Origin of the sequence: Nisaea nitritireducens (assembly GCF_014904795.1) — a bacterium.
Lineage (GTDB): Bacteria > Pseudomonadota > Alphaproteobacteria > Thalassobaculales > Thalassobaculaceae > Nisaea > Nisaea nitritireducens.
Map to the genome: position 1 here is coordinate 155,249 of NZ_JACZFS010000031.1, position 23,022 is coordinate 178,270.

Sequence of the window (23,022 nt, forward strand, 5' to 3'; positions counted from 1 at the left end):
AGAACGCACCATGCATCTGGAAGGATCCTGCCATTGCGGCGCCGTCCGCTTCAGCCTGGAAAGCAAGCATCCCACCCCGTTCAATCGTTGCTACTGCTCGATTTGCCGGAAGACGGCGGGCAGCGGTGGCTATGCGATTAATCTGTCCGGCGAGTTCGAAAGCCTGAAGATCGAAGGCGCGGAGAATATCTCGAAATACCACGCCAAAATGGAGGGCGGTGAAAGCCCGGCTGAGCGCAGTTTCTGTAAGAGCTGCGGCTCCGCCCTTTGGCTTTGGGACCCGCGCTGGCCAGAACTGGTACATCCGCAGGCCGGCGCCATCGACACACCGCTCCCCGCGGCACCGGAACTGACGCATCTGATGCTTGGATCAAAGCCGGACTGGGTGCCTCTGGAAAAAGGCGCTAAGGACCAGTGCTTCGATGCCTACCCGGAGGAAAGCATCGAAGCCTGGCACAAGAGGCTTGGGCTGGAACGCTAGGAGCCGCTAGCCTCCCCCCTGTTATCCTCCCAGGAACAGCCGTCCTACTTCCGGGTTCGCCAGCAGTTCCTCGCCAGTGCCCGCCATGGCCGTCTGGCCGGAGACCAGGACATAGCCTATATCGGCGAATTCCAGGCCTTTCTTGGCGTTCTGCTCCACCATCAGGATGGTCTTACCCTCGACCCGCTGCAGGTCATCCAGAATCTCGAACACCATGTCGATGAAGCGCGGCTCAAGACCGATGGACGGCTCGTCCACCAGCAACACCTCCGGCTCCATGACAAGCGCCCGGCTGATCTCCAGCAAGCGGCGCTCGCCACCGGACAGCACCTTGGCCTGATGGTTCCGGCGGGCGGCAAGGCGCGGGTATTTCTCGAAGATCCGCTCCGCCGCTTCCTTGGCTTCCGAGGTCTTCTCCTTCAGGTATCCGCCCATCCAGAGATTTTCCTCCACCGTCATGCCGCCAAAGACGGATTTGTCCTGAAGGATGTAAGCGATGCCCGCATTCTTCAGCTTCTCGTTGGAGGAGAAATTAGTGACGTCCTGGCCGCCGACATTGACGGAGCCGGAGAATATGTTGGTGAAGCCGAAAATCGAGTGCAGCACGGTCGACTTGCCCGCCCCGTTCGGTCCGATCAGGCAGCAAGACTGCCCTTTGCCGACCTTGAGGGAGAAGTCGTGCAGGATCTCCATCTTGCCGTATCCGGCCTTCAGCTTGTCGATGGCAAGATACGGATCGGGCCCGGCCAACGCATCGATGCGGGCCTGGTCCGGGCCGTCGGCAATGGCTTCGACCTGACGGACGACATCCTCAACGGAGATGACTGTCTCGACACCGCCGCGGCCATAGCCGCTGATGCGCGTTTCACTCACCGTCACACTCACGGTTTCTTCCTTGTCGCTCATCAGTGTGCTCCCAGATAGGCTTCGACCACCCGCGGGTCGTTCTGGACCTCGTCCGGCGTCCCGGTGGCGAGCAACTCGCCATGGGCAAGACAGGAGATCCGGTCTGCGAGGTTCATGATCACGCGCATATTGTGCTCGATGACGAAGAGGGTAATACCGAACTGTTCGTTCGCCCGCTTCAGCCGGTCGATCAGGCCGTTGATCAGAGTCGGGTTGATCCCTGCCGTCGGCTCGTCCAGCAACAGAACTTTCGGCCGGTTCATCAGCGCCATGGCGAACTCAAGCAACTTCTGCTGACCGAAGGACAACTCGCCCGCGATCAGGAACCGCTTCTGGTAGAGCCCGACGAATTCCAGAAGTTCCTCTGCAAAAGCCTCGGTTTCCCGGTCATGCATGGAGCCGAACATGGAACCTAGTCCCTCATCCCTGTGCGAGACAGAGATCAGCATGTTCTTCATGCAGTCCATCTTCGAATAGATCCGGGTCTGCTGGAAGGTCCGGAGCAGACCGAGCCGGGCAATGTCCGGCACCCGGAGTTTGGATATCTCCTGCCCCTTGAACTTGATCGAGCCCTCATCGATCGGGTGATAGCCAACAATCGAATTGAACAGGGTGGTCTTGCCCGACCCGTTCGGCCCGATAAGCCCGGTGATGCCGCCCTCGGCGACATCAATGCTGACCTCTTTGTTCGCGACGACGCCGCCAAAACTCTTGGAGACACCGCGCACCTCGATTAGCGATCCGCTCATTTCGCTGCCTCCGCCTGGCCCGTTCGGGTCGTTTTCTCATCCACCGTCACGCCAAACAGAGATGGCCAGCGATCCTGCGCCCAGCCAAGGATACCCTGTTGGAAATAGACGATATTGATGATGATGATGGCGCCGAGAGCAACCCACTGCCAGCCGAGCAGATGGGTCCAGGTCACCTCCTTGACGATGTGGAACAGGATGGCACCGAGTACCGGCCCCCAGACCGTTCCCTTACCGCCGAGCAGTGCCATTGCCACCATGAAGATACCGAAGGTCGCGGTCGGGAAGGCCACCTCCAAAGGCTCGATGAATCCGGACATATTGCCGAAGACGGCGCCGGCCATGCCCATAAAGAAGGCCGGGACCATCCAGGCCGTGACCTTGTAGCGGGTGGTATGGATACCCATCGCCTCGGCCTTGTCCTCGTCATCCCGGATCGCATTGATAGCAAGCCCGAAGCGGGTCTTGTAGATCGCGCGGATTACGACATGTGCGAGGATGGCGAGCACGAACAGCAGCACATAGAATACCTGTGAGCCGCTGGCCGCCTCGCCCGGGAAGACTGGCATGGAAATGCCGCTACCGCCGCCGACATAGGACCAACCGCTGACCAGTTCGGCCACCGCGACCGCAAGGCCCAGCGTGCCAATGGCAAAATAGGGGCCGCGCAGCCCAAGCATGAATGGACCGATTATGAGGGCGAAAACGGTCGCCACGACACCGCCGAAACCTATGCCAAGAAGCAGCCCCGTCCAGTATTGCTCCACCGTGAAATCCACCTTGATGGCGCCAAAGGCCGCGGTGTACTCCGCAACATCGTAGACAATACCGATCTGCACCACCGCAGAGGCATACATGCCGATCCCGAAGAAGGCGATGTTGCCGAGAGAGTTGTAACCCATCTGCCCGCCGGTCATGTCCCAGGTCACCGCCATGAGCACCATGAGCCAGAGAATGGCCATCTGGCTGGTGAAGGCCGGCGCCAGCAACGGCACCAGAATTCCGGCGGCAATTAGCACGCCGTAGAGTGAGAGATCGAGTTTCTGAGCGCTCATCGGACGACCTGCCTTAACCGGTACATTTGGAACAATCGCACCATGAGCACGACGACGAGCAGGCCGACCACGGCCGCGACCGCGAATTCAGCACCGAAGATGAAGCCGGAATAATTCTCCCAGACCCCGAGACCGAACCCGGCGACAATCACGCCCGGCAGATTTCCAAGCCCGGCCGCTGTCACAATGATGAAGGCCCGGATCGAATGCACGAGCCCGTAGAAGGGCTGGATGTTCCAGATCATCGCCACCAGCACCCCGGCTGCGCCGCAGATTGCAGCGTTGAGCGCATAGGTGAAGGCATAGACCTGATCCGTGTTGATACCGAGAACGCGCGCCGCGCGCGGGTCCTGCGACGTTGCCCGGATCGCCTGCCCCATCCGCGAGTTACGCATGAAGAGCACGATGCAGATCGCCAGTACGGCTGCCAGCCCCAACCCGACAAAGCGGATCGCGGGAATGCTGAGCTCTCCGATATCAAACGTGCCGAAACCGGCTTCCGCGATCTTCACTTCCGGACCGAAACGCAGGTTCAGCGCCTGCTGGATCAGCAGGCTGAGCCCGAACGTGGCCAGCAGGGACGTGAACATATCCCGGTCGACAACACGGCGGATGATCGCCGCGTAAACGCCCCAGCCGAGCACAAACAGAACGACGAAAGCGATTGGCAGGGCCAAAATCGGATGTATTCCCCAAAGCGTGCATTGATAGGCAACGTACCCACCGAGAATCACCATGTCGCCCTGCGCCAGGTTCTTCACGTTCATGACGCCCCAGACCAGGGCCAGTCCATAGGCGGCGAGGACGAATATCCCCCCGATCAACAACCCCTGGACCAGAAGGTCCACGGCGAAGATCGGCGCCTGGAATAAAATCGAGATATTGTCGAACATTTAAGGTCGCAACCCTTCCCGCAAACGCGCCCTGAGCCTCAAACGCGGCTTGGCGAGTCAATAGCTTTCAAAGGATAGGAGAACGGCAGAAGAGCGGTGCCCCTCCGCCGTTCCCTGTTCGGTTATGCGATCAGTATTTCGGCTGACGCGGATGGCGAGCTTCCGAAGACGCCCATTTCAGCGGGGCAACCACGTTCAGATTGCCGTCCTGAATTTGACGCAGCACCATCGGCTTGGCGATGTTGTTGCCGGCCGGCGAGAATTTGATACCGCCATAGAAGGTATCCATGTCGGTATCAGCGATCGCATCGCGCAGTGCTTCGGAATCGAAGCTGTTCGCCCGTTCGAACGCATCTTTCCAGACCATCACAGCGGCAGTTGCCTGAGCGGCCTGATAGGGAACGTTCTTGTATCCTTCGAAGGATTTCTTGAAGAGCGCATCATATTCGGCAGCGGTGCCAAACAGATCGTCCTTGTAGCTCAGCGTTTCCGCCCACTGGGTCGGGCAAAGGATACCCTCTGTCGCACCAGCCCCGAACTTGCTGATGACCTTCGCGGCCTCGCAGTGGGTCATGGCAATCATCGGTGTGCTGATCTTCAGCTCCGCGATCTGGCGGGCAGCGGTAGCCGCCCCCTTGGAGTGACCGGAAATCACCAGAAGGTCCGGCTTCAGCGCCTTTACCTTGGTCAGGGTCGAGGTCATGTCGGAAAGGTCGCGCGGCAGTTTGTCGTCGATGACGATCTTCATGCCGAATCTCTTCGCATCATCGACCACACCGGCCCGTACGTCGAGCGAGAACGGATCATTCTCGAACGCCATCGCCACTTTCACGTCGGAAGGCTTCTTGCCGTTCTTCTTGGCAATTTCAGCGGCGAGCTCGATTGAACTCGCGAGGTACTGCTCGGAGGTGGACAGCACGGCGAACAGGTAGCGATAGCCCTGGGTAAAGAGCGAACGCGATGCGCCTTCAGCCTCGACCATCGGGATCTTGTATTTCTCGGTAACCGGCGCGATCGCCTTGGTCAGACCGGAGCTGTACGGGCCAAGCATATATTTGACGCCGTCCTGATTGATCAGACGCTCGGCAAGCTGCGCGCCACGAGCCGGAGTGGACTCGTCATCGTAGTAGACGACCTTCAGCTTGTAGCTTTTGCCGCCGACTTTCACGCCGCCATTATCGTTGATCATCTTCACGCCAAGCTCGTAGCCATTCTGGGCGTGAATACCGTTTGTCGAATATTTGCCGGTCAGCGAAATCGCCGAGCCGAGAATGATGGTATCGCCTTCAACCTTGGCTTCTGCCGGAGCAGCGGCAAGGCCGAGCGATACAGTCAGCGCGGCCGCAACCGTAGCGGCACGCAAATCCATTTTCAGGAAACGCATTTCAAGTTCCTCCCTTGTCCTAGGGAGGATGCAGGCACATGCCCTAACCGCAATTTTTGTTTTTTTAGCGGCGCACTCTCCCTATTAGGTGAAACGTTAGGAAATCCCCCACGGCAACGCCAGCCCTTTTTCCGCCATGCGCGAAGGCCAAGTCACGCCTCACTCAAGATTGAAGCCTTTGCGCTTTAAATATTTGGCCAATTGCTTGCGTTCCGGTTTCGAAACTTGACGCGCTTTGTCCTCTGACCATCCGTATTCTTGCGCCAGCCCGTATTCATCGACCGATCTTTGTTTTTCATCCGGAATTTGAAAACGCGCGCTCCGGCGAGCGTCATACTCCGCAACCTCCTGTTCAAGACGGCTGTCGTCATAGCGATCCGTATGAACGAACACGGAGGGCGGCAACCGTAAGCTGATATGCCCCTCGCCAGCAGGCCAGCCGAGGCAGAACCCGCAAATCGGAAAAACGTGGTCCGGCAACTCCAGCAGCTCAGAGATCACCTCGATATGGTTCCGGACAACACTGATCGGACAGCAGCCGAGCCCGGCCGATTCCGCCGCCCGGATGAAATTCATCAGCACCAGTCCGGCATCGACCGCCGCATTCAGGACGGAATCCAGGTGATCGTTGGCAAAGGGCTTGCCGCGCATCTCCGAGACCTTGCGGATACGCCTGTTATCGGCGAGGAAAACCATGAAGACGGGCGCATCCGCGATCCAGGGCATAGCCGGCATCAGCGCCTCGATCTTCCGGCGCTTCTCCGCATCCCGCACGATCAGCACTCCGGATTGCTGAAGATCCGACTTTGCCGGAGCTGAAAAAGCCGCCGCCAACAGCACCTCAAGGAGATCGTCCGGCACCGGGTCCGGCTTGTATCGACGATGGGAGCGGTGAGAGAGAATATGGGCAAGATCGCCCTCGGCCGGCATGTCCCGGCCTGCATCGACCGGCAGGCCGAACCTGTCTTCAATCAAATCGGCGATTGTTTTCTTCACGTTCCCATCCCTCCTCTTCGGATGGGCCGAGAGTAAGCAGGCCCGGCGCCGGACCGCAACTCCCGCCCCGACAACACCATGCAACTCCCGGTGTCGCACGGGACGGTTCACGAAAACCTCTCCGCGCCTTGACTCATCCGGCTGAATCATGACGAATCGACCGCCCGATCACGGGTTCGCGCCGCTCTGATGGAGGAAAACGGTGTCTGACAAATCGGATTTCGAGAACCGAAATCGCCAGTCCATTTTCAAGCGCCTCGGAATGACGGAACTTGAAAGCCCCGGCCCCCCCGCCGACCCGGCGACGGAAGAAACAGGTACATCTGATGTCAGCGGCAACGGACCTTGTCCGGAACACCCTCTCGGCAACGATCTTTTTTACGTCCTCAGAAACGCGTATCGTCCCTGATCCGGCCAGCCCGGCCATTTGAATACCCTTTAACTCCAAGTTGTTTGCCCTGGAGAGACGATGCGCAATCTTGTGATAGGCGGCGGCACCGTCGTCACGATGGATTCCGGACGGCGGGTTATCGACGGCGGCACGGTGCATGTCCGGGACGGACGGATCGTGGCCATCGCAGGGCCCAACGAAGCGATCAGCACAACCGAAAACGCGGAAATCATTGATGCGACCGGCATGCTGGTGCTGCCGGGCCTGATCGACGCTCATGCTCATGCCGGGCACGCGCTGGTGAAAACTCTCGGCAGCGACGACAGCGCGACCTGGTTCAACGCTTGCCGGCAGATCTATACGCTTGGCTCTGACGAAGATTTCTGGCGAGCGGACGCAGCGCTTTTCGCCCTCGAGCGGATCAAGGCGGGCGTTACCACGGGTGTCTCCATGCTGGGTGGCGGTGACAGTATCAGCAGAACCGATCATCCCGGTGTCGCGGATGCCCATTTCAACGCGATCAAGCAGGCCGGCACCCGCGCCATGCTCGCCGTCGGGGCCAACCGACCGCCCTTCCCGTGGTGTTTCAAGGACTGGGATCACGGCGAGGATGAGCGGGATATCAGCTTCGAGCGGCAACTCGACGTCAGCCGGAAGATTGCAGAGAAATGGCACGGAGCGGAGAGCGAACGGCTTGCGGTCGCGATCACCTATCCCGTATCCCGCCTGGACGAGCCTCTGCCGGAGGGCGTAACAGCCGATCTTGTGACCGAGCACGCACGGCAAGTCCGCGCCCTATCGCGCGAGCTGGGCCTCCGCTTCACCCAGGACGGTCACCGCGAAGGAAGTATTGCCTATGCTCATAACGCGCAGGATCTGCTCGGCGAGGATGCCTTCCTGTCCCACTGCACCAATCTGACCGAGACGGATATCGCTGCCTTGCGCGAGACTGGTGCCAGCGTGGTGCACAATCCGTCTGCCGTGGCCTCGATCAAGGGCCGCTGTCCTGTGCCGGAGCTGATCGATCAGGGCATCACCGTCGCCATCGGCTCGGACGCGCCCGCGCCGGATCGGTCCGGAGACATGATCCGGCACATGCAGCAGGCCATGCATTATCACCGCCGTCATTTCCGTGACGACCAGATCCTGCCGCCCGGCAAGGCGCTGGAGATGGTGACCATCGATGCCGCGAAGGCCATCGGCATGGAGAGCGAGATCGGCTCGCTCGAGCCCGGCAAGAAAGCCGACATCGTGCTGCTTGATCTGCGCAAGCCACATCTGGTGCCCGCCAACATGCCGCTGCACCGGGCGATTTACTTCGCCAACGGTGCCGATATCGACACCACGATCGTCGACGGCAAAGTCCTGATGCGCAGCCGAGCGGTCACCAGTCTCGACGAAGGCAGCGTGCTGGACGCGGCGGACGCCGCCATTGCAAAGGCGCTGGAGCGGACAGGCCTCACCTCCCTGCTGGAGACCCGGTCAGGCTTCTGGGGCCAAAGCCGCTACGACTAACCCCTGGGACTTACCCCTGAGACTAGCTGCCGGGACTGAACCGGACTTTTTCCACGCCCGCCTCTTTCCGTCCTCCAAATTCGGCGCCACACTCCCCGACATAAAAAGGAGTGGTGGAATGCAAGACACCGCCGATAGGGAAGAAATGCTGACGGTGGAGATCTGGCGCGGCCGCGAAGACGGCGCGCTCCAGACCTATCGTGTGCCGCGCCGGGAAAGCCAGACCGTGCTGGATGTCGTCACCTGGGTGCAGCGGAACGAAGAGCCCGCGCTGGCCTATCGTTTCGCCTGCCGGGTCGGGATGTGCGGCTCCTGCGCCATGCAGGTGAACGGCAAGCCCCGCTGGACCTGCCGGACCCATGTCTCCCGCGTTGCCGAGAACGGTCTTCTCAGGATCGAGCCGCTGGCCAATCTGCCGCGGATCAAGGATCTCGCCACCGACATGGCCCCATTCTTCGAGAAGTGGCAGGGCGCCCGCGGCCGGCATGAGCCGACCCGCACCCGTCATGAGCCGATGGCCCCAGTCTCGTCCGAAAGTCCTGCACGGAAAGCCGCGAATGCAGGGATCGAATGCATCAATTGCGCGGTCTGCTACGCCGCCTGCGATGTGGTCGGCTGGGATGAAAACTATCTCGGCCCCGCCGCCCTGAACCGGGCCTGGACGCTCGCGAACGATGAGCGGGACGCGGACAAGGCGGGCCTGCTCCAGGCGGTGTCGCAAAGCGGCGGCTGCCATTCCTGTCATAGCCACGGAAGCTGCGTCGAGCATTGCCCGGTCGGCCTCAACCCGACCGCCGGAATCGCCGGGCTGAAGCGGATGACGCTCGCCGCCCTGATGAAGGGCGAGCTCTGATGCTGGAAGCCCGCCTCTACCTGCTGCAACGCGCCAGCGCGATGCTGCTGGTCCCGCTCCTGCTCGCCCATCTGGTGATGATCCTCTATGCCATCGAAGGCGGGCTGTCGGCCGCCGAGATCCTCGGCCGGACCCGGGGCAATCTTCTATGGGCCGCGTTCTACGGCCTGTTCGTGACGGCGGTGGCGATGCATGCCCCGATCGGGTTGCGCAACATCCTGCGGGAATGGACCGGCTGGCGTGGCCGTTCCCTCGATTTCGCCACGCTTGGTTTCGGCGCCCTGCTGCTCGGCCTCGGCCTGCGTGCCGTGCTGGCGGTGACGGTATGATGCGCGCCTCACGCAACCATCCGGGCTGGTGGGCGGCGCTCGGCCACCGGCTTTCCGGCCTTGCCCTTGCGCTGTTCCTGCCGGTGCATTTCCTCGTGCTCGGGCTGGCATTGGATAGCGATGCCGCGCTCGACAGCGTGATCGCCTGGACAGATCAGCCGCTGGTGAAAGTCGCCGAATGGGGGCTGGTCATGCTGCTGACCCTGCATCTCGGTTTCGGGCTGCGGGTGCTGGCGCTGGAGTTCCTGCCCTGGCGCGATCCCCTGAAAACCCTGATTTCCCTCGGCGCCGGCGCTTCCGTGCTGGCCGGGCTTCTTTTCTGGATCGTCGCGCTATGAGCCAATCTCTCGAAACTCTTCGCACCGATATCCTGATCATCGGCTCCGGCGGCGCCGGGTTGATGGCCGCGCTGCATGCATTGCAGGCGGACCCGGATCTGGACGTCACCATCGCGGTGAAGGGACTGATCGGCAAATGCGGCTGCACCCGGATGGTGCAGGGCGGCTACAATGTGGCGCTGGCACCCGGCGATTCTGTCGAGCGGCATTTCATGGACACCATCGTCGGCGGCAAGTGGCTGCCGCGCCAGGATCTCGCCTGGAAGCTGGTGGACAAGGCGGTCGAGCGGATTCATGAGCTGGAGAACGAACTCGGCTGCTTCTTCGACCGCAATCCGGACGGCTCCCTGCATCAGAAGGCCTTCGCCGGGCAGAGCTTCGACCGGACCGTGCACAAGGGCGACCTGACCGGGATCGAGATCGTCAACCGGCTGATGGAGCAGATCTGGGCGCGCGGTGTGAACAGGCTGGAGGAACACCGCGCCATCGAGCTGATACCGGCGCGGGACGGCAGCGGCATCGCCGGAGTTCTGCTGGTGGACATGCGGACCGGGACCTATCGCTATGTCGAGGCCAAGGCCGTGCTGCTGGCGAGCGGTGGCGGGCCGACCATGTTTCTTTATCACACGCCGTCCGGCGACAAGGCGTGCGACGGCATGGCGATGGCGCTGCGGCGGAACCTGCCGTTGCGGGATATGGAGATGGTGCAGTTTCATCCGACCGGGCTGCTGGCGGGGACGGATACGCGGATGACCGGCACGGTGCTGGAAGAAGGCTTGCGGGGCGCCGGCGGATATCTTCTGAACGGCGCGGGCGAGCGCTTCATGAGCCGGTATCACGAGCACGGAGAGAGGGCGACGCGGGACATTGTCAGCCGGTCGATCTACTCGGAAATGCGGGCCGGAAATACCACACCAAACGGGGGTATTTTTATTGAGATGGCGCATCTCGGTCCGGAGAATGTTGCCAACAAATTCAAGGGGATGGTGGAACGCTGCGCCGATTGCGGCTTCGATCTGGCCGGCGGACGTGTGGAAGTTGTGCCGACCGCCCATTACATGATGGGCGGCGTGGAATTCGAGCTGGATTGCGGCACCGGCCTGCCCGGTCTTTTCGCCGCAGGCGAGGATTGCGGCGGGGTACACGGCGCAAACCGGCTCGGCGGCAACGGCGTTGCCAACTCCACCGTCTTCGGCGGCATCGCCGGGGAGAGCATGGCGGCTTATGTGCGGACCGGAAACGCCGCCTGGCGCGAAGCCGACAAAACCGTGCTCGAAGCCGGCATTTCCCGTGCAGAACACCCCTTCCAGGCGCGCGGCGGCAACCTCTCCGACCTGCGCGAACGTCTCAGCCACTGCATGTGGGACGATGTCGGCATCCTGCGCACCCGCGACGGTCTGCGCTCGGCCCTGACCGCGCTCGGCGATTTCCGGGCGGAGCTGCACGAGACCGGCCTCGCCGACGGCGACCGGGCCTTCAACATGACCTGGCACGACTGGATGAACCTGGAGAGCCAGATCGATGTCAGCGCCGTGATCGCCACCGCCGCGCTCGGCCGCGAGGACAGCCGCGGCGCCCATTTCCGCGAGGATTTCCCGGAGACCGGAGCGCTGGAGGAGACCCGTTTCACCCGCATCACCCAGTCCGATGCCGGGCTGGCGCTGGACATGGTGCCGGTGGATTTCTCCATCGTCACGCCGGGCCAGTCTCTGATCGAGGACGAGGCCGGTGCGCCGCCAACGGCGGCTGAATAGCGCCCGGAACAAAGCGCGGCGTCTCGCCTCATAGGCGAAGCGGACGCACACGGGTAGAGTGAGCATCGGACCGGCTCTGCCTCTGGAGGGCAAGACAGAGTGAAATTTCATCCCGAACGGGACTCGCTGACCCTGGAATTGCACGCCCGCCCGATCCGTCCGGTGCGGGCGCCGCTGCGCATCAGCCATATCGGTTTCGGCACAGGCGAGCATGGCGGCGACCGGGATTTCGAGGATCTCGTCGCGCTCTGCCGCAAGTTCGGCAAGGCCGAGCCCTCCGCCGACATGAAGCATTTCACCGCCGATCTCGGCCCCTTCACCGTGAAGTGGGAGCGCCATACCGAGTTCTCGACCTACACCTTCGTCCGCGAGGAGAGCTTCGAGGCGCCGTTCGAGGAAACCGTTTTCGGATTGCTGCCGGCGGACTGGAAAGAGGCGAAGTTCGGCGAGGTCATGGTCGCGGTGCATCTCGCGGTCGCGGACGGCGTGGACGCACCGCTCGACGGCAACAAGCTGTCCCGCTGGTTCGACGGCAACGAGGTGTTCGCCAATCGCATGGAGAAGGAGCGGGTCGAGATCTACGGCGACCTGCGCACCCATGACGACGGCTTCGACAGGATGTATCTGCGCGCCGGCGACCTCGGCCAGGAGCTGCTCGGCCAGACCGTGCAGCGGGTGCTGGAGCTCAACACCTATTGGCGCCTCTCCCTGCTTTCGCTGCCGATTGCCCGGGAAAGCAGCCCGAAGCTGGAACGGATCGAGCGCGGGTTGGCCAAGATCGCCGCCGAGCTCGCCGACGGCGATCAGGACCGCAGCGACGAAAGCCTGCTCGACCCTCTGGCCGCGCTCTCGGCCGAGCTGGAGACCATCATCGCCAGCTCAAGCTACCGCTACCGTGCCAGCACCGCCTATTTCGAGATCGTCGAGGGAAGGCTGCGCCAGCTCGGCGCGGTCAACCTGAACGGCTACATTCATCTGTTCGACTATCTGATGCGCCGGATCGATCCGGCCCTGCGGACCTGCTGGTCGGTGCAAAGCCGGCAGGAGGCGATCTCCAAACGGGCCTCGCGCCTGTCCAGCCTGCTGCGCACCGGCATCGAGGTGAAGGTGGAGCGGCAGAACCGGGACCTGCTCGACAGCATGAACCGCCGCGCCGCCCAGTCCCTCGCCATCCAGCGCACGGTCGAGGGCCTGTCCGTGGTGGCGATCAGCTATTACGCGGTCAATCTGCTGAAATATCTGCTGGAAGGCATGGTGAAGGCGCACCTGATCACGCTCGATCCGACAATTGTCTCCGCCGCCTTCCTTCCGGTCCTCGTCATCGCGCTCTGGTTCAGCCTGCACCGGCTGACCCGGCGGGCTCTGAAAAAGCCGGACGGGAAGTAGCGCCGCTCAGCGCATGTTTTAGATGTTTGTATTTTTCTCAAGTCTACTGATGAGCACCATGTGAAGACTGTATGAGCAGCGTCGGGAGAGGTGCTATGCCGCGCAGTTCATGCATGGGTTCCGGCTGCGGGCAGCGATGCGCTGTTCGCGCAATAGGGCGCGCCTGGTGGTGAGAATCTGACGCTTGGTACCCCGCTGGGGATGGCGGGAACCGACGCAGAGCGGTCATCCTCTGCCTCGTTAGCGCACGACCCGGAGGGGTCAATCCCTTGATGATCGGCTGCGACAGGTGATTAGCCAGGAGCCGTCAATGCTGACCAGACAGACGTTCGTCTCTCAGAACTTGCAGTATGTCGCTCCGGTAATTGCGCCTGTATACTGTGTTGGCCGGTTGAGAGATTGAGACAATCTAGTTGTGGCTGTGAAATGGCGAAGGTCTGAGAAAATGCCAAATTGTATCGACCACGATTTTCCCTGCCAATTTATTGACTATTCTAGTTTTGATAAAATCGCAAACATGGAACTTAAGCACCCCGTTCTTGCGAGCGAAATTGTCAACAGTAGTTGGTATTGTATGCACATCCCAACGAATGAACACTTCCAAATTGGTGATCTACTGCCATCAAAATTCTTGCGGCCTATGCGCGGAAAGAGTGGACTTTATCATTTGTGGAAAGAATACGAGAACTGTGATGATCACAAGTGCCATACGATGGAGTGTCAATATGTTGGCAAAGGTCCTCCAGATACCAGAGTATCTGCTCACATCAAAAATAAATGGAATAAAGAGGAAATGCTGTATGTAACCTTTAATGAATTCGATAATAGACTTGCAAAATATTATGAGCAACTATTCTTAGATACATATAAATTCGAATTAAACAATAACGAAAACAATGGCGCGGAGGTTTTATACGCTGTTTGGGATGAAGAACGCGTCATAGTGGGAACACATTTGAGCGAAATCAGCAGTTATAGTACGATGCAGGGCCCAGAGGATTGGTGAACATATGCACGCTAGGTGCCCTCGCCAGAGAAGAGACATGACCAGCATTGTTCAGATGATGGCGGGTTTGGGTCAGAGAACGGCAGTTGGGTCGGACTCCGTCCTGCGCCCATTCCCCCGATCAGTCGCATCACCCTGTCCTACCCGACCCAAAGCAGTCATTGGGGCTTTGGTCATGCCGTAGCTGAGGTCGACCTAGAGATGCGGCCCCTTCATTTCTGTGCAGTTTTAACCTCTAGTCAGATTTCGGCGAGGCCAATTGCTCAGCGGAAGATTTCTATTTCGCACCTTGAGCGACGCTGCACAGTCCGACAATGTCTGCGGCAGATAGCCTGTAGTGCTGAAGCTGCTTCGCCACTTCCTTCGCATCCCTATAACCGCCGGAACTGGCCAACGACACGGAATAGGCACGAACAGCACCCCGCAAATTCTTCAGACCTAGGTCGTTCACGATCCGTATGTCTGGATGCGGCGCAGCGGCATGCTCAAAGACCGTCTTGAGGTGAACCATAATTGGCGTCGCAGAGGACGTCTTGTCATACTTCTCGCCGAACCAGATTATCGAGCCGTTCAGCTGATTGGTGTCGCCTTTCGAAATTCTGTCCGCCAAGACTGCCCCACTCTTGCACTCAATCACTAGATAATTAAGCCCGCCAAGTGCCCAAAGATTGTCCGGGCCGCGGCCGACTTCTTCCTCCGGCCGCTGCGACCCGAATCCTAAGAACTTCCCTAAGTCCAACATGGCGGCTTCGAACCGCTTGGTGCCCTCTTCTCCCCAATCCAGGTCGTCGAGAAGACCATTCACCCAGATGACGAGATCGTTGCCTTCGAGAAACCTCTCCATGAAGGCTATAGCTGCTGCGGCCTGGCCGATGGGCGGCGCGCTTAGCTTATTGTAGGTAGCCCCAGCGATCGGCTTGAGCAGACGCGAGTTATGGCCCAAGGCAGCGAGTTGCAACTCCTGCGCCTGCGAGGGGTTCGTGAAGTTGGTGTACTCGGCAAGTTGCTGCTTCAGGTAGCCTTTGACCTGTGCCTCGGTCGTTCCATTCACCGCTTCCTGTGCCTTTGCGATAGCGATGTCGTACCTAGCAATGCGGGCGGCGTCGAATGCCTCCCGAAACTTGACTTGGTTCTCGTCAAGATGGCCTCCGCTGATCGTCGGTGCATTAACAACGGCATTTCGGCCGGCCTGGACCCATTTGTCGTCCTGTTCTAAGCACAGATCCAGAATCGGCTCGAGTTCTTCGAGGGGTTGCCCCCTGACCTGGGTAGCCACCTCCTTTCCAAGAGTGATTTGAGCTCGGGTCGCCGACGAAAACATCTCCTCTGCGTCGGGCTGATGCAGTCTTTGGGTCAACTTCCCGCCGAGCAGCAGTACAACGCAGTGGTCGTCGCTCGATCGCACCCCCCGGCCCATACCTTGCTCAATACGTTGTATCTGGCGGACCAGTTGCCTATTGGTCCCGTCAAGAAGCTGCATCTCAAGGCGTTCGCCTAGAGCATACACTTCTGGAAGACCGTCAATGACGAGCAGTTCGCATGCCTCTCCCGGCAGGTCGATGCCATCGTACTTGTTTATCAGCACCGTCAAGCCCACATGTCCGGCCCTGAGGCGTTCGACTCCTGCGTGGATAGTGTCCCTGTCCAAGATCTGGGCAGCCACTCCTTTCCAGAAATCAACCCGCTGCTTGGAGGGAACAATGACGACCACGTTCACATCGTCTGCTATGCTTGATACCAGTGCCTTGATCTCCTCGACCGTATAGTCGGGATTTATCTCCTGTGGCGCGAGGATCATTCGATCCCCAATATCCCCACCACCCTTCGGTCGTATGGGATCAGCTACTTCCGAAGCGTCGGCCTGAAAATGGCTGACCAGAATAGCGTCGTCAGCAAGAGTTGCCGTCATGTATATGCGCCTCTGTGCCGTGGCGAACGACGGAATCCGATCAATCGGAACAAAGCGTGGAGCGATCTCGAGTCTTCCCCCTCCAAATACGCAGGTACATAGTGGAATGCACTCGCTCAACAGCGGCCAGCTCCATTCAAGCTCCTGGGTCTTCCTCTGGGTGTGCATGAGACTGACGACGTCGTCCTGACGGGACTGCCACGCCCAGTAGGGAATGGACATGACGAGGGTGGGATCCTCAGCCTTGACGTCGAGTAAACCAGCGGGCGACTGAGCCTTCAAATCGTCCTCGAAAAGCGCCAGCAATCCATCGTAGACCGGGCTTCCAGCTTTGGATTTTACACTGAACTGGTCATTCACGACCCCCAGGCAAGCGTGCGCATCGTCGATAACGATGCAGCCTATCGGAATTCTCTTCTCGCCAACCCCAAATACCGAACGACCGTTGATGAGCTTGTAGACGTTGACCACCAAAATGGAACGACCAGCCAGAAAGTCCGGATCCTTCTCGTCGTCGGTCGCGGTAATCCCCAGCGCGTCGGCTTCCGCTAGCACTTGCGTGACCAAATAGTTATCCGGGGTGACGTAGACGGCGGGCTTAATGTTCTCGTTTAGCGAACTCTGAAGGCAGAGCAGGCCGACCACCGTCTTGCCGCCGCCGGTGTTCATCTTGATGGTCAGATCCTTTGCTGGCCTGCGTGCGTACCACGCGTCCAGCACATCCGATTGTTCATCGAGCGGACGCTTGAAGCGACCATCGCGCTTCAGCGTGGTGAATATCTTTCGCGGATCCGTTTGCTTCGTCGCTGTCCCAGCGTTCAGTTTTCCGAAATCCAAGGACATACACCCCTCCCGGCACTCAGTGGTTCAACCGCTTTCCTTTGGCACAAGCTACTTGATGGAAGGGATCATCGATAGTGGCATCGGCATCTGAGACTTGCGAGTTCCCCGCGTCGGCGGTGTTCTTGGCGGGTACCAGTGTTTTCTTTTGTGCCATTATACTCTCCTGGCGCATCGGAGCCGCCCGGCAGCTCCAGAGGAACGACCGCTCCCCACCCGGCAGGGCCTGACGGCCTATTCGGCCGCCAGCACCTGGAGAGTTCACTCCGGGTTTGACACCGCAGACCAGCTCCTCAAGACTTCGGGCGGCGCGCGCTGAAGAAGCCGGACGGGAAATAGCCGCGTCACGCACTTTTACACGGCATCCCCGACGGATTTTCCGTCATGGGCCGTTCTTATTCCGAGACGCCATTTCCGGGATCGGAATTTCCCACGACCACGCACGCCATCTTGCCTCCCCGCCTTCTGCTGCTCCGCATCGCCGCCGGCCTGATCGGCATGTTGATTGTCTTCGCCGCCGGCGAGGCCCTGTCCGCCTCCTGGAAAAATCCGGACAGGCATGATCGCGGCAATTACCCCGACAGCTATTGCCGGACCTATTACAAGAACAAGAATGTGCATCATCGCGGGTCGGGGCATTACGAGATCGTGCGCGGCAAATGCCACTGGGTCACGTCCCGGAAGCAAACGCGCACCGTCTATAAGGTCGTGCCCGTATACCCGGCAACACCCCCGAAAGTGATCCGGGTGCCGACCTATGTGCCCGTGCCTGTCCCCACTCCGGCGCCCGTCACGACAGCCCATTGCCGCGAGTATCAGGACACGATCAGCATCGGCGGTTCTGCGGTTCCGGCATACGGCACCGCCTGCCTTCAGCCCGATGGCGCATGGCAACAGCAGGCAGGCAAGACACCCGCGTCGGGAGATTACTGCCGGGAGTTTCGGCGCAGCGTCGCGGTCGGCAGCAGCAATCAGCAACAGGTCGGCACAGCCTGCCTGCGGCCCGGCGATGTCTGGGAGATCGTCAGCGTTCATTAAGAATCCGCTCAAACCCGCGCCCAGGACCGGAACGCACCGCCGGAACGGCACCCTTTCCGGCCCTGCCCTTCCCCAAGCGCGGGAAAAGGGTCTAGGCTTTCTCCCGACAGGCTGCCCCTCGGGGTGGCCTGACACAGGGAGGAACGCTGGTGATCAGTAAAGAAGCAGCCGAACAGGCTGCCTACGAGATCATGTTCAAGGCCGGGATCGATATTCCGGACGACTATCTCGCAGGCATCAAGGGGATGGCCGCGGCCGAGGACGGGGATCTTTCCGCCTTCGTGCTGGAAGCCATGCTGGAGAATTACGAGGCGGCGTCCGAAGACCGCCGGCCGATGTGCGCCGATACCGGCGTGCCGCGCTATTACGTGAAGGCCGGGAACGAGGCGAAGATCGAGGGCGGTTTCATCGCGCTTGAGCAGGCCCTGCGTTCCGCCACCGCCCGGGCCACGCACGACATTCCGCTGCGGCCGAACCGGGTGCATCCGCTCTGGCGGACGGATCACAACAACAATATCGGCATCAACGCGCCGGAGATCGAATACAGCTTCGAGCCGGACGCGGACTGGGTCGACATCACCACCGTGCACAAGGGCGGGCTGTTCGGCACCGATTACCGGATGCTGTTTCCGGGCGACGGGATCGACGGCATCAAGCGCTTCTTCCTCGACGGCATGATCGCTTTCGGCAAACGCGGCCTGGCCTGCCAGCCCGCGATTGTCGGCGTCGGGCTCGGCGGCTCGAAAGACACCTGCATGGTGCTCGGCAAGCAGGCCGCCTGCCTGCGCACCGTCGGCGACCGCAACCCGGACCCCGAAATCGCCGCGCTGGAGCTGGAACTGCAGGAGCTGGGCAATTCCATCGGCATGGGCGCCATGGGGTTTGTCGGCAAGAGCATGGTGGTCGATTGCCATATCGAGGCTGGCTATACGCACACAGGCGGCATGCCGATGAGCCTGCACGCCTTCTGCCTCTCCTCCCGCCGCGCCACGGTGCGGCTTCATGCGGACGGGCGGGCGGAATTCCGCACCGATCCAAACTGGTTCACCCCCTATATGCGACGGGAGACGGTCTCATGGGAAAAGCCCCAGAGCGCAAGACAGTCCGCCTGAAAACACCCGTCACGGACGAGGCACTGGCCGCACTTGAACTCGGCGACGTGGTCTATCTCGACGGGCTGATCTATACGGCCCGGGAAGGCGTCTACAAAAAGATCCTGGCAGACGGCGCGGCCCCGCCCGCCCCCTTTGCGGAGCTCGGCAACGTCAATTTCCACTGCTCCCCCGCCGCAGCAAAGCAGGAAGACGGCAGCCTGAAAGTCAGCGCCGTCACCGCGACGGCGAGCTTCCGGTTCTCGAAATGGATGAAGGACTGGTTCAAGGCCTCCGGCGCCAAAATGGTGATCGGCAAGGGCGGCATGTCGGAAGAGGATTACAAAAATCTCTTCGTCCCCGCCGGCGCCGTCTACCTGACCACAGTCGGCTACGGCACCGGCGCCCTGCTCGGACGCGGGATCAGACAGGTGAAGGCGGCACACTGGCTCGACGAGCTCGGCATCGCCCAGGCCATGTGGGTGCTGGAAGTGGAAAAATTCGGCCCGCTGCTGGTGGAAAGCGACCATGCCGGGAACTCCCTGTTCGAACGGAACAACCGGGAGATCAATGCAGGGATCGACAAGCTCTATGAGGGGCTGAAGAAGCCTTCATTGCAACGGTTCGGGGAGACGGATGACCGGGAGCAGGAGCTGATTTGAGCTACTGGCACTCAAGCAGTCGAACCTTGATAACACCGGGTCGCAAAGGCGCCGCAACAGAACTCAATTGCCTCTTATATGAATTCTCATAATATATTGAACACTCAAAAGTAGAGGCACTAATTATGGTCGACACCGACTCAATTCAGGATTTATTTATTAGTTTTAAAGCAGCTTTTGACGTCACAAAAGGCTTGGTTGAATTAAACCGAGACGACAAAATTCAACATGCGGTTGCTGAACTGAATTCTGCTCTTATGGATGCTCAAGGGAAAGCAATCGCCGCTTACACCGCTCAAGCTGCGTTTGCAGAGAAGGTTGAGAAGCTGGAAGCAGAGCTGTCGCGGCTGAAAGAGTGGTCTGGCGAGAAGGAGCGTTACGAACTCCAGTCTCGCTCACCAATTTCACCTGGTGCGATTGCGTATCGCATTAGGGAAGAACTACGCGGAAACGAACCAGTTCACTGGCTATGCCCTACGTGCTTTCAAGACAATGTTAAGTCAATCTTGCAAGAGAGCGGTGGGGCTACGCGCACGAAGACTGCCAACTGCCCGCGCTGCAATACTACACTTGAATTTCGAGAATAGACGACTAACGAAATTCATTATCCTGGTGCCCTAAAATTAAAGAGACACCTCCTATCATCTAAAAGATGACAATAAAAAAGTTGTTTTGGAACCCGATGACTAGAGATCGTAGACTAGCTAAATCGGCTGAACGGCATTTCTCGGTAATGTGCTCTGATGCAGGTTTACTCTGCCACTCAGCAACTGAAGACGAGATGGGGTGGGATTTTTTGGTCGAATTTCCGCCCAATCAATACTCTGGACCCGCAGAGAGCATGCCGGCTGGAAGTCAGGCCTATGTTCAAATCAAATCTACTACCCAAGCAGCTTGCCAAACACGGATAAAACTCACCAACGCGAGACAATCCAGCCAGCAAAAAGATCCTTGGTTTGTGGTTCTCTTCCATCAACCAAAAGATCAAGAACTAAAAATATATGCTCTACATTATTGGGATGATTTGATTTACAAGAGTCTCAAGGCTGTACGTCAAGCAGACCTCGAAGGACACAAATTAAATCGGAAATATATAAGTCTTCGTTTCGACAATAAAGACGATCATACATATAATTTACTTTATTGGATGGAAAAAACTATTACCCAACATGGACCACTCTACAACATGAAAAAGAGACAGTATGCTGAAACCCTAGGATACGAGGACGGCTATGGAAATGGTAATATTACTTTTTCCATGAAAGACGAAGATGGATTTATTAAACAATTACTGGGTATTAACAAACCAATAGAAATTGATAAATTCAACTTCACGCCTTCTAGATTTGGGATTTCTGATAAATTTCCTCTCGTCGAATTTAAAGGAGGCACTGCCAGCATTGGCCCAGTATCCCCTACCAAATGCCGAATCGACTTTCGTGGAATAAATTCCCTCCAAACTGTCTCTTTAGATGGTCAGGTTTTTTCAACTGGTCTGGGCGAATTTGACGATCGATTTAAGATAATCCGTGTTTCCGCAATTTTTTTCGAAATTCTATGGAGACTCGATGAAAAATCTGATTTTAGTATTAATTTTGACCCAGATAAATTAATAAAAATCAAAGATTTAGAAGACATTTCAAGCATAATGAGATGGTGTCACGACGGGCCTGTAGATATTCAGCTATGGATTGATGAAAAACGAATTCTCGGAGCGGAAATCAAAATAGATGACTCCGCGCCTGTTGAAACTTGGAATACTCTCAAACATATATGCTATTTTTTCAGAACTTTTTTTAACGCAGATGTAGAAATAAGCGCTCAAAAAATATTTTTTGATATAGATCGACTGATCGAAATTCAAGCCCTTATTGATCAACCATCTTTCAGTATTGATTTGAACCTCAACACCGACGCAGATGCACATACAGACTCGATAATGCAAATAGATGATTGCATATACTCAATTACTGAGCCATTCGGAGACAGAATTTGTTTCTCTGTAATACGACGTCCTGTGACAGAAAAAATAAAAAAAGGACGAAAAGTTAAGGTATTTCTTGGTAATCCAAAAATTCTTCAAGCTTACTCTGTAAAAACAAACAATCCATCAGTTGAGAAACAACTTAACGATGACTTCAATTCTATTAAAGAACGCTTTAAATCAAACATATTTGCGATACACAATATTCGCGGATACACACAAAGCAATACATCTGAATTAAAGGGACACACACCCTAATTGCCAGTCGCAAGCGCATCGCACCAAAGCCCGACCCGTCATCCCGTCGAAGGACGGGATCCATGGATGACGGGCTCCGCTCCACGATCAAAGGACCTCGGCCTGCGTCGGGGTGACGGTGACGGGTGGGGTGGGTCTGGGAACGAAAGAGACACGCGCCCTAATTGCCGGCCGCAAACGCATCGCATTCAAACCCTAAACGTCATCCCCATGAAAATGGGGACCCAGGGATGACGGGCGGAGCTTTACGGTCTCTGGGTCCCTGCATGCGCAGGGATGACGATGGCGGGGGTGAGTCGGGGTGAAGTGCGCCGGGGTGGGTCTGGGAAGTAAAGGGAAACATCCCTTGGTTCCCAAACCAAATGAGGCCATCGAATCAGAGGTCGCGTAGACACTCACGAAGCCTTTTCACAAACGCGACGCAGCTTTCTTTTGTCGGCGTCACCACGCCATTTTCATGCATCAGCGCATGATATTGCTGCTCCGCCAAAGGCACACCCGGCGGGAGAGGGGCTATATGCCAATGCACATGCGCATTGGCTTGCTGACTCCCCAGACTGAGGATGTAAACACGCTCCGGCGCGAGAACCTTCCTGACAGCCTCGCTCAGGCGATAGATGACACGCTGCAGATCGAGATACTCGGCCTCGGAAAAATCTCCCGTGACCTGTTCCAGATGTCTTTTCGGCGCGATAAGGCAATAGCCGAACATGGTCGGAAATTTGCTCAGAAAGGCCACCGCATGGTCAGTCTCGCAGATGATCTCGTGTTCGAATTCGGGATTTCGATCGATCAATTCGCAGATGAAACACGTCCCTGCAGCGCTGGCGCGATGAAGCTCCTTCAGATCTATCGGCGTTCGCCGGGTTTCGATGTCCATCACGACTCAACAAGAACTAAGGGGCCACGACACCTAATTGCCAGCCGCAAGCGTATCGCGTCCGACCTCGGCCGTCATCCCGTCGGAGGACGGGATCCATGGATGACAAACGCCGCTCCATGATCGATGGACCCCGGCCTGCGCCGGGGTGACGGTGGTGGGGTGTGGGTCTGGGCGTTAAAGCGACACGCACCCCAATTGCCGGTCGCAAACGCATCGCGTTCAAACCCTACACGTCATCCCCATGAAAATGGGGACCCAGGGATGACGGGCGGAGCTTTACGGTCTCTGGGTCCCTGCATGCGCAGGGATGACGATGGCGGG

The 23,022-nt window shown here is 58.5% G+C and carries 23 protein-coding genes; 14 read left to right on the forward strand and 9 right to left on the reverse strand.

Annotation, left to right across the window (positions count from 1 at the left end; genetic code table 11):
* The first annotated feature begins 10 nt into the window (after window positions 1-10).
* Window positions 11-481, forward strand: a complete 471-nt coding sequence (locus IG629_RS11550; RefSeq protein ID WP_193172097.1) for a GFA family protein — start codon at window positions 11-13, stop codon at window positions 479-481.
* A gap of 21 nt (window positions 482-502) precedes the next feature.
* On the opposite strand, the gene IG629_RS11555 is transcribed toward IG629_RS11550, so the two are convergent.
* From IG629_RS11555 to IG629_RS11580, 6 genes are all read right to left on the reverse strand, one after another.
* The gene (locus tag IG629_RS11555) at window positions 503-1,387 is read right to left on the reverse strand and encodes an ABC transporter ATP-binding protein (protein WP_193172098.1); all 885 of its coding nucleotides are present in this window, start codon (window positions 1,385-1,387) and stop codon (window positions 503-505) included.
* Window positions 1,387-2,136 carry an ABC transporter ATP-binding protein gene (locus IG629_RS11560; protein ID WP_193172099.1) on the reverse strand — a complete coding sequence of 250 codons (750 nt, stop codon included), beginning with the start codon at window positions 2,134-2,136 and terminating at the stop codon, window positions 1,387-1,389. Before IG629_RS11560 ends, IG629_RS11555 begins: the two co-directional genes overlap by 1 nt.
* Window positions 2,133-3,191 (reverse strand): branched-chain amino acid ABC transporter permease, encoded by a 1,059-nt coding sequence (locus IG629_RS11565; protein ID WP_193172100.1) that lies wholly within the window; start codon window positions 3,189-3,191, stop codon window positions 2,133-2,135. Before IG629_RS11565 ends, IG629_RS11560 begins: the two co-directional genes overlap by 4 nt.
* A complete protein-coding gene (locus IG629_RS11570) occupies window positions 3,188-4,084 on the reverse strand; it encodes a branched-chain amino acid ABC transporter permease (RefSeq protein WP_193172101.1) in 897 nt (298 codons plus the stop codon). Before IG629_RS11570 ends, IG629_RS11565 begins: the two co-directional genes overlap by 4 nt.
* 130 nt (window positions 4,085-4,214) lie before the next feature.
* On the reverse strand, window positions 4,215-5,468 hold the full coding sequence (locus IG629_RS11575) for an amino acid ABC transporter substrate-binding protein (RefSeq protein ID WP_226886624.1): 1,254 nt from the start codon (window positions 5,466-5,468) through the stop codon (window positions 4,215-4,217).
* Between the two features lie 159 nt (window positions 5,469-5,627).
* On the reverse strand, window positions 5,628-6,464 hold the full coding sequence (locus IG629_RS11580; RefSeq protein ID WP_319025066.1) for a nitroreductase family protein: 837 nt from the start codon (window positions 6,462-6,464) through the stop codon (window positions 5,628-5,630).
* 202 nt (window positions 6,465-6,666) lie between these two features.
* On the opposite strand from IG629_RS11580, the gene IG629_RS11585 reads away from it, so the two are divergent.
* From IG629_RS11585 to IG629_RS11620, 8 genes are all read left to right on the forward strand, one after another.
* Window positions 6,667-6,873: a hypothetical protein gene (locus IG629_RS11585; protein ID WP_193172103.1), complete on the forward strand. Its 207-nt coding sequence runs from the start codon at window positions 6,667-6,669 to the stop codon at window positions 6,871-6,873.
* A gap of 60 nt (window positions 6,874-6,933) precedes the next feature.
* Window positions 6,934-8,370: an amidohydrolase family protein gene (locus tag IG629_RS11590; RefSeq protein WP_193172104.1), complete on the forward strand. Its 1,437-nt coding sequence runs from the start codon at window positions 6,934-6,936 to the stop codon at window positions 8,368-8,370.
* Between the two features lie 118 nt (window positions 8,371-8,488).
* Window positions 8,489-9,223, forward strand: a complete 735-nt coding sequence (locus IG629_RS11595; RefSeq protein WP_193172105.1) for a succinate dehydrogenase/fumarate reductase iron-sulfur subunit — start codon at window positions 8,489-8,491, stop codon at window positions 9,221-9,223.
* Window positions 9,223-9,552 carry a succinate dehydrogenase gene (locus tag IG629_RS11600; protein ID WP_193172106.1) on the forward strand — a complete coding sequence of 110 codons (330 nt, stop codon included), beginning with the start codon at window positions 9,223-9,225 and terminating at the stop codon, window positions 9,550-9,552. Before IG629_RS11595 ends, IG629_RS11600 begins: the two co-directional genes overlap by 1 nt.
* Window positions 9,549-9,890: a succinate dehydrogenase gene (locus IG629_RS11605; RefSeq protein WP_226886625.1), complete on the forward strand. Its 342-nt coding sequence runs from the start codon at window positions 9,549-9,551 to the stop codon at window positions 9,888-9,890. Before IG629_RS11600 ends, IG629_RS11605 begins: the two co-directional genes overlap by 4 nt.
* On the forward strand, window positions 9,887-11,644 hold the full coding sequence (locus tag IG629_RS11610; protein ID WP_193172107.1) for an L-aspartate oxidase: 1,758 nt from the start codon (window positions 9,887-9,889) through the stop codon (window positions 11,642-11,644). The genes IG629_RS11605 and IG629_RS11610 overlap by 4 nt, the downstream gene beginning before the upstream one ends.
* Window positions 11,645-11,743: 99 nt before the next feature.
* A complete protein-coding gene (locus tag IG629_RS11615; RefSeq protein WP_193172108.1) occupies window positions 11,744-13,030 on the forward strand; it encodes a DUF3422 family protein in 1,287 nt (428 codons plus the stop codon).
* A gap of 445 nt (window positions 13,031-13,475) precedes the next feature.
* Window positions 13,476-14,036 (forward strand): hypothetical protein, encoded by a 561-nt coding sequence (locus IG629_RS11620; protein ID WP_193172109.1) that lies wholly within the window; start codon window positions 13,476-13,478, stop codon window positions 14,034-14,036.
* Window positions 14,037-14,313: 277 nt separating this feature from the next.
* Here IG629_RS11620 and IG629_RS11625 read toward each other — a convergent pair whose 3' ends face one another.
* Window positions 14,314-16,788, reverse strand: coding sequence for a helicase C-terminal domain-containing protein (locus IG629_RS11625; protein WP_193172110.1), 2,475 nt, complete (start codon window positions 16,786-16,788; stop codon window positions 14,314-14,316).
* 16 nt (window positions 16,789-16,804) lie between these two features.
* A complete protein-coding gene (locus IG629_RS11630; RefSeq protein ID WP_193172111.1) occupies window positions 16,805-16,942 on the reverse strand; it encodes a hypothetical protein in 138 nt (45 codons plus the stop codon).
* Between the two features lie 227 nt (window positions 16,943-17,169).
* Here IG629_RS11630 and IG629_RS11635 point away from each other — a divergent pair, with 227 nt between their 5' ends.
* The 5 genes from IG629_RS11635 (at window position 17,170) to IG629_RS11655 (ending at window position 21,818) form a co-directional block, all read left to right on the forward strand.
* Complete coding sequence (locus tag IG629_RS11635; RefSeq protein WP_193172112.1) at window positions 17,170-17,823, forward strand: hypothetical protein; 654 nt, start codon at window positions 17,170-17,172, stop codon at window positions 17,821-17,823.
* Window positions 17,824-17,972: 149 nt separating this feature from the next.
* Complete coding sequence (locus IG629_RS11640; RefSeq protein WP_193172113.1) at window positions 17,973-18,935, forward strand: fumarate hydratase; 963 nt, start codon at window positions 17,973-17,975, stop codon at window positions 18,933-18,935.
* Entirely contained in the window at window positions 18,899-19,576 is a 678-nt protein-coding gene (locus tag IG629_RS11645; RefSeq protein WP_193172114.1) for a fumarate hydratase C-terminal domain-containing protein, read from the forward strand. The genes IG629_RS11640 and IG629_RS11645 overlap by 37 nt, the downstream gene beginning before the upstream one ends.
* A 125-nt stretch (window positions 19,577-19,701) precedes the next feature.
* On the forward strand, window positions 19,702-20,163 hold the full coding sequence (locus IG629_RS11650; RefSeq protein WP_193172115.1) for a hypothetical protein: 462 nt from the start codon (window positions 19,702-19,704) through the stop codon (window positions 20,161-20,163).
* Between the two features lie 95 nt (window positions 20,164-20,258).
* Window positions 20,259-21,818 (forward strand): hypothetical protein, encoded by a 1,560-nt coding sequence (locus IG629_RS11655; RefSeq protein WP_193172116.1) that lies wholly within the window; start codon window positions 20,259-20,261, stop codon window positions 21,816-21,818.
* A 376-nt stretch (window positions 21,819-22,194) separates the two neighbouring features.
* On the opposite strand, the gene IG629_RS11660 is transcribed toward IG629_RS11655, so the two are convergent.
* On the reverse strand, window positions 22,195-22,698 hold the full coding sequence (locus tag IG629_RS11660; protein WP_193172117.1) for an HIT family protein: 504 nt from the start codon (window positions 22,696-22,698) through the stop codon (window positions 22,195-22,197).
* Window positions 22,699-23,022 lie beyond the last annotated feature (324 nt).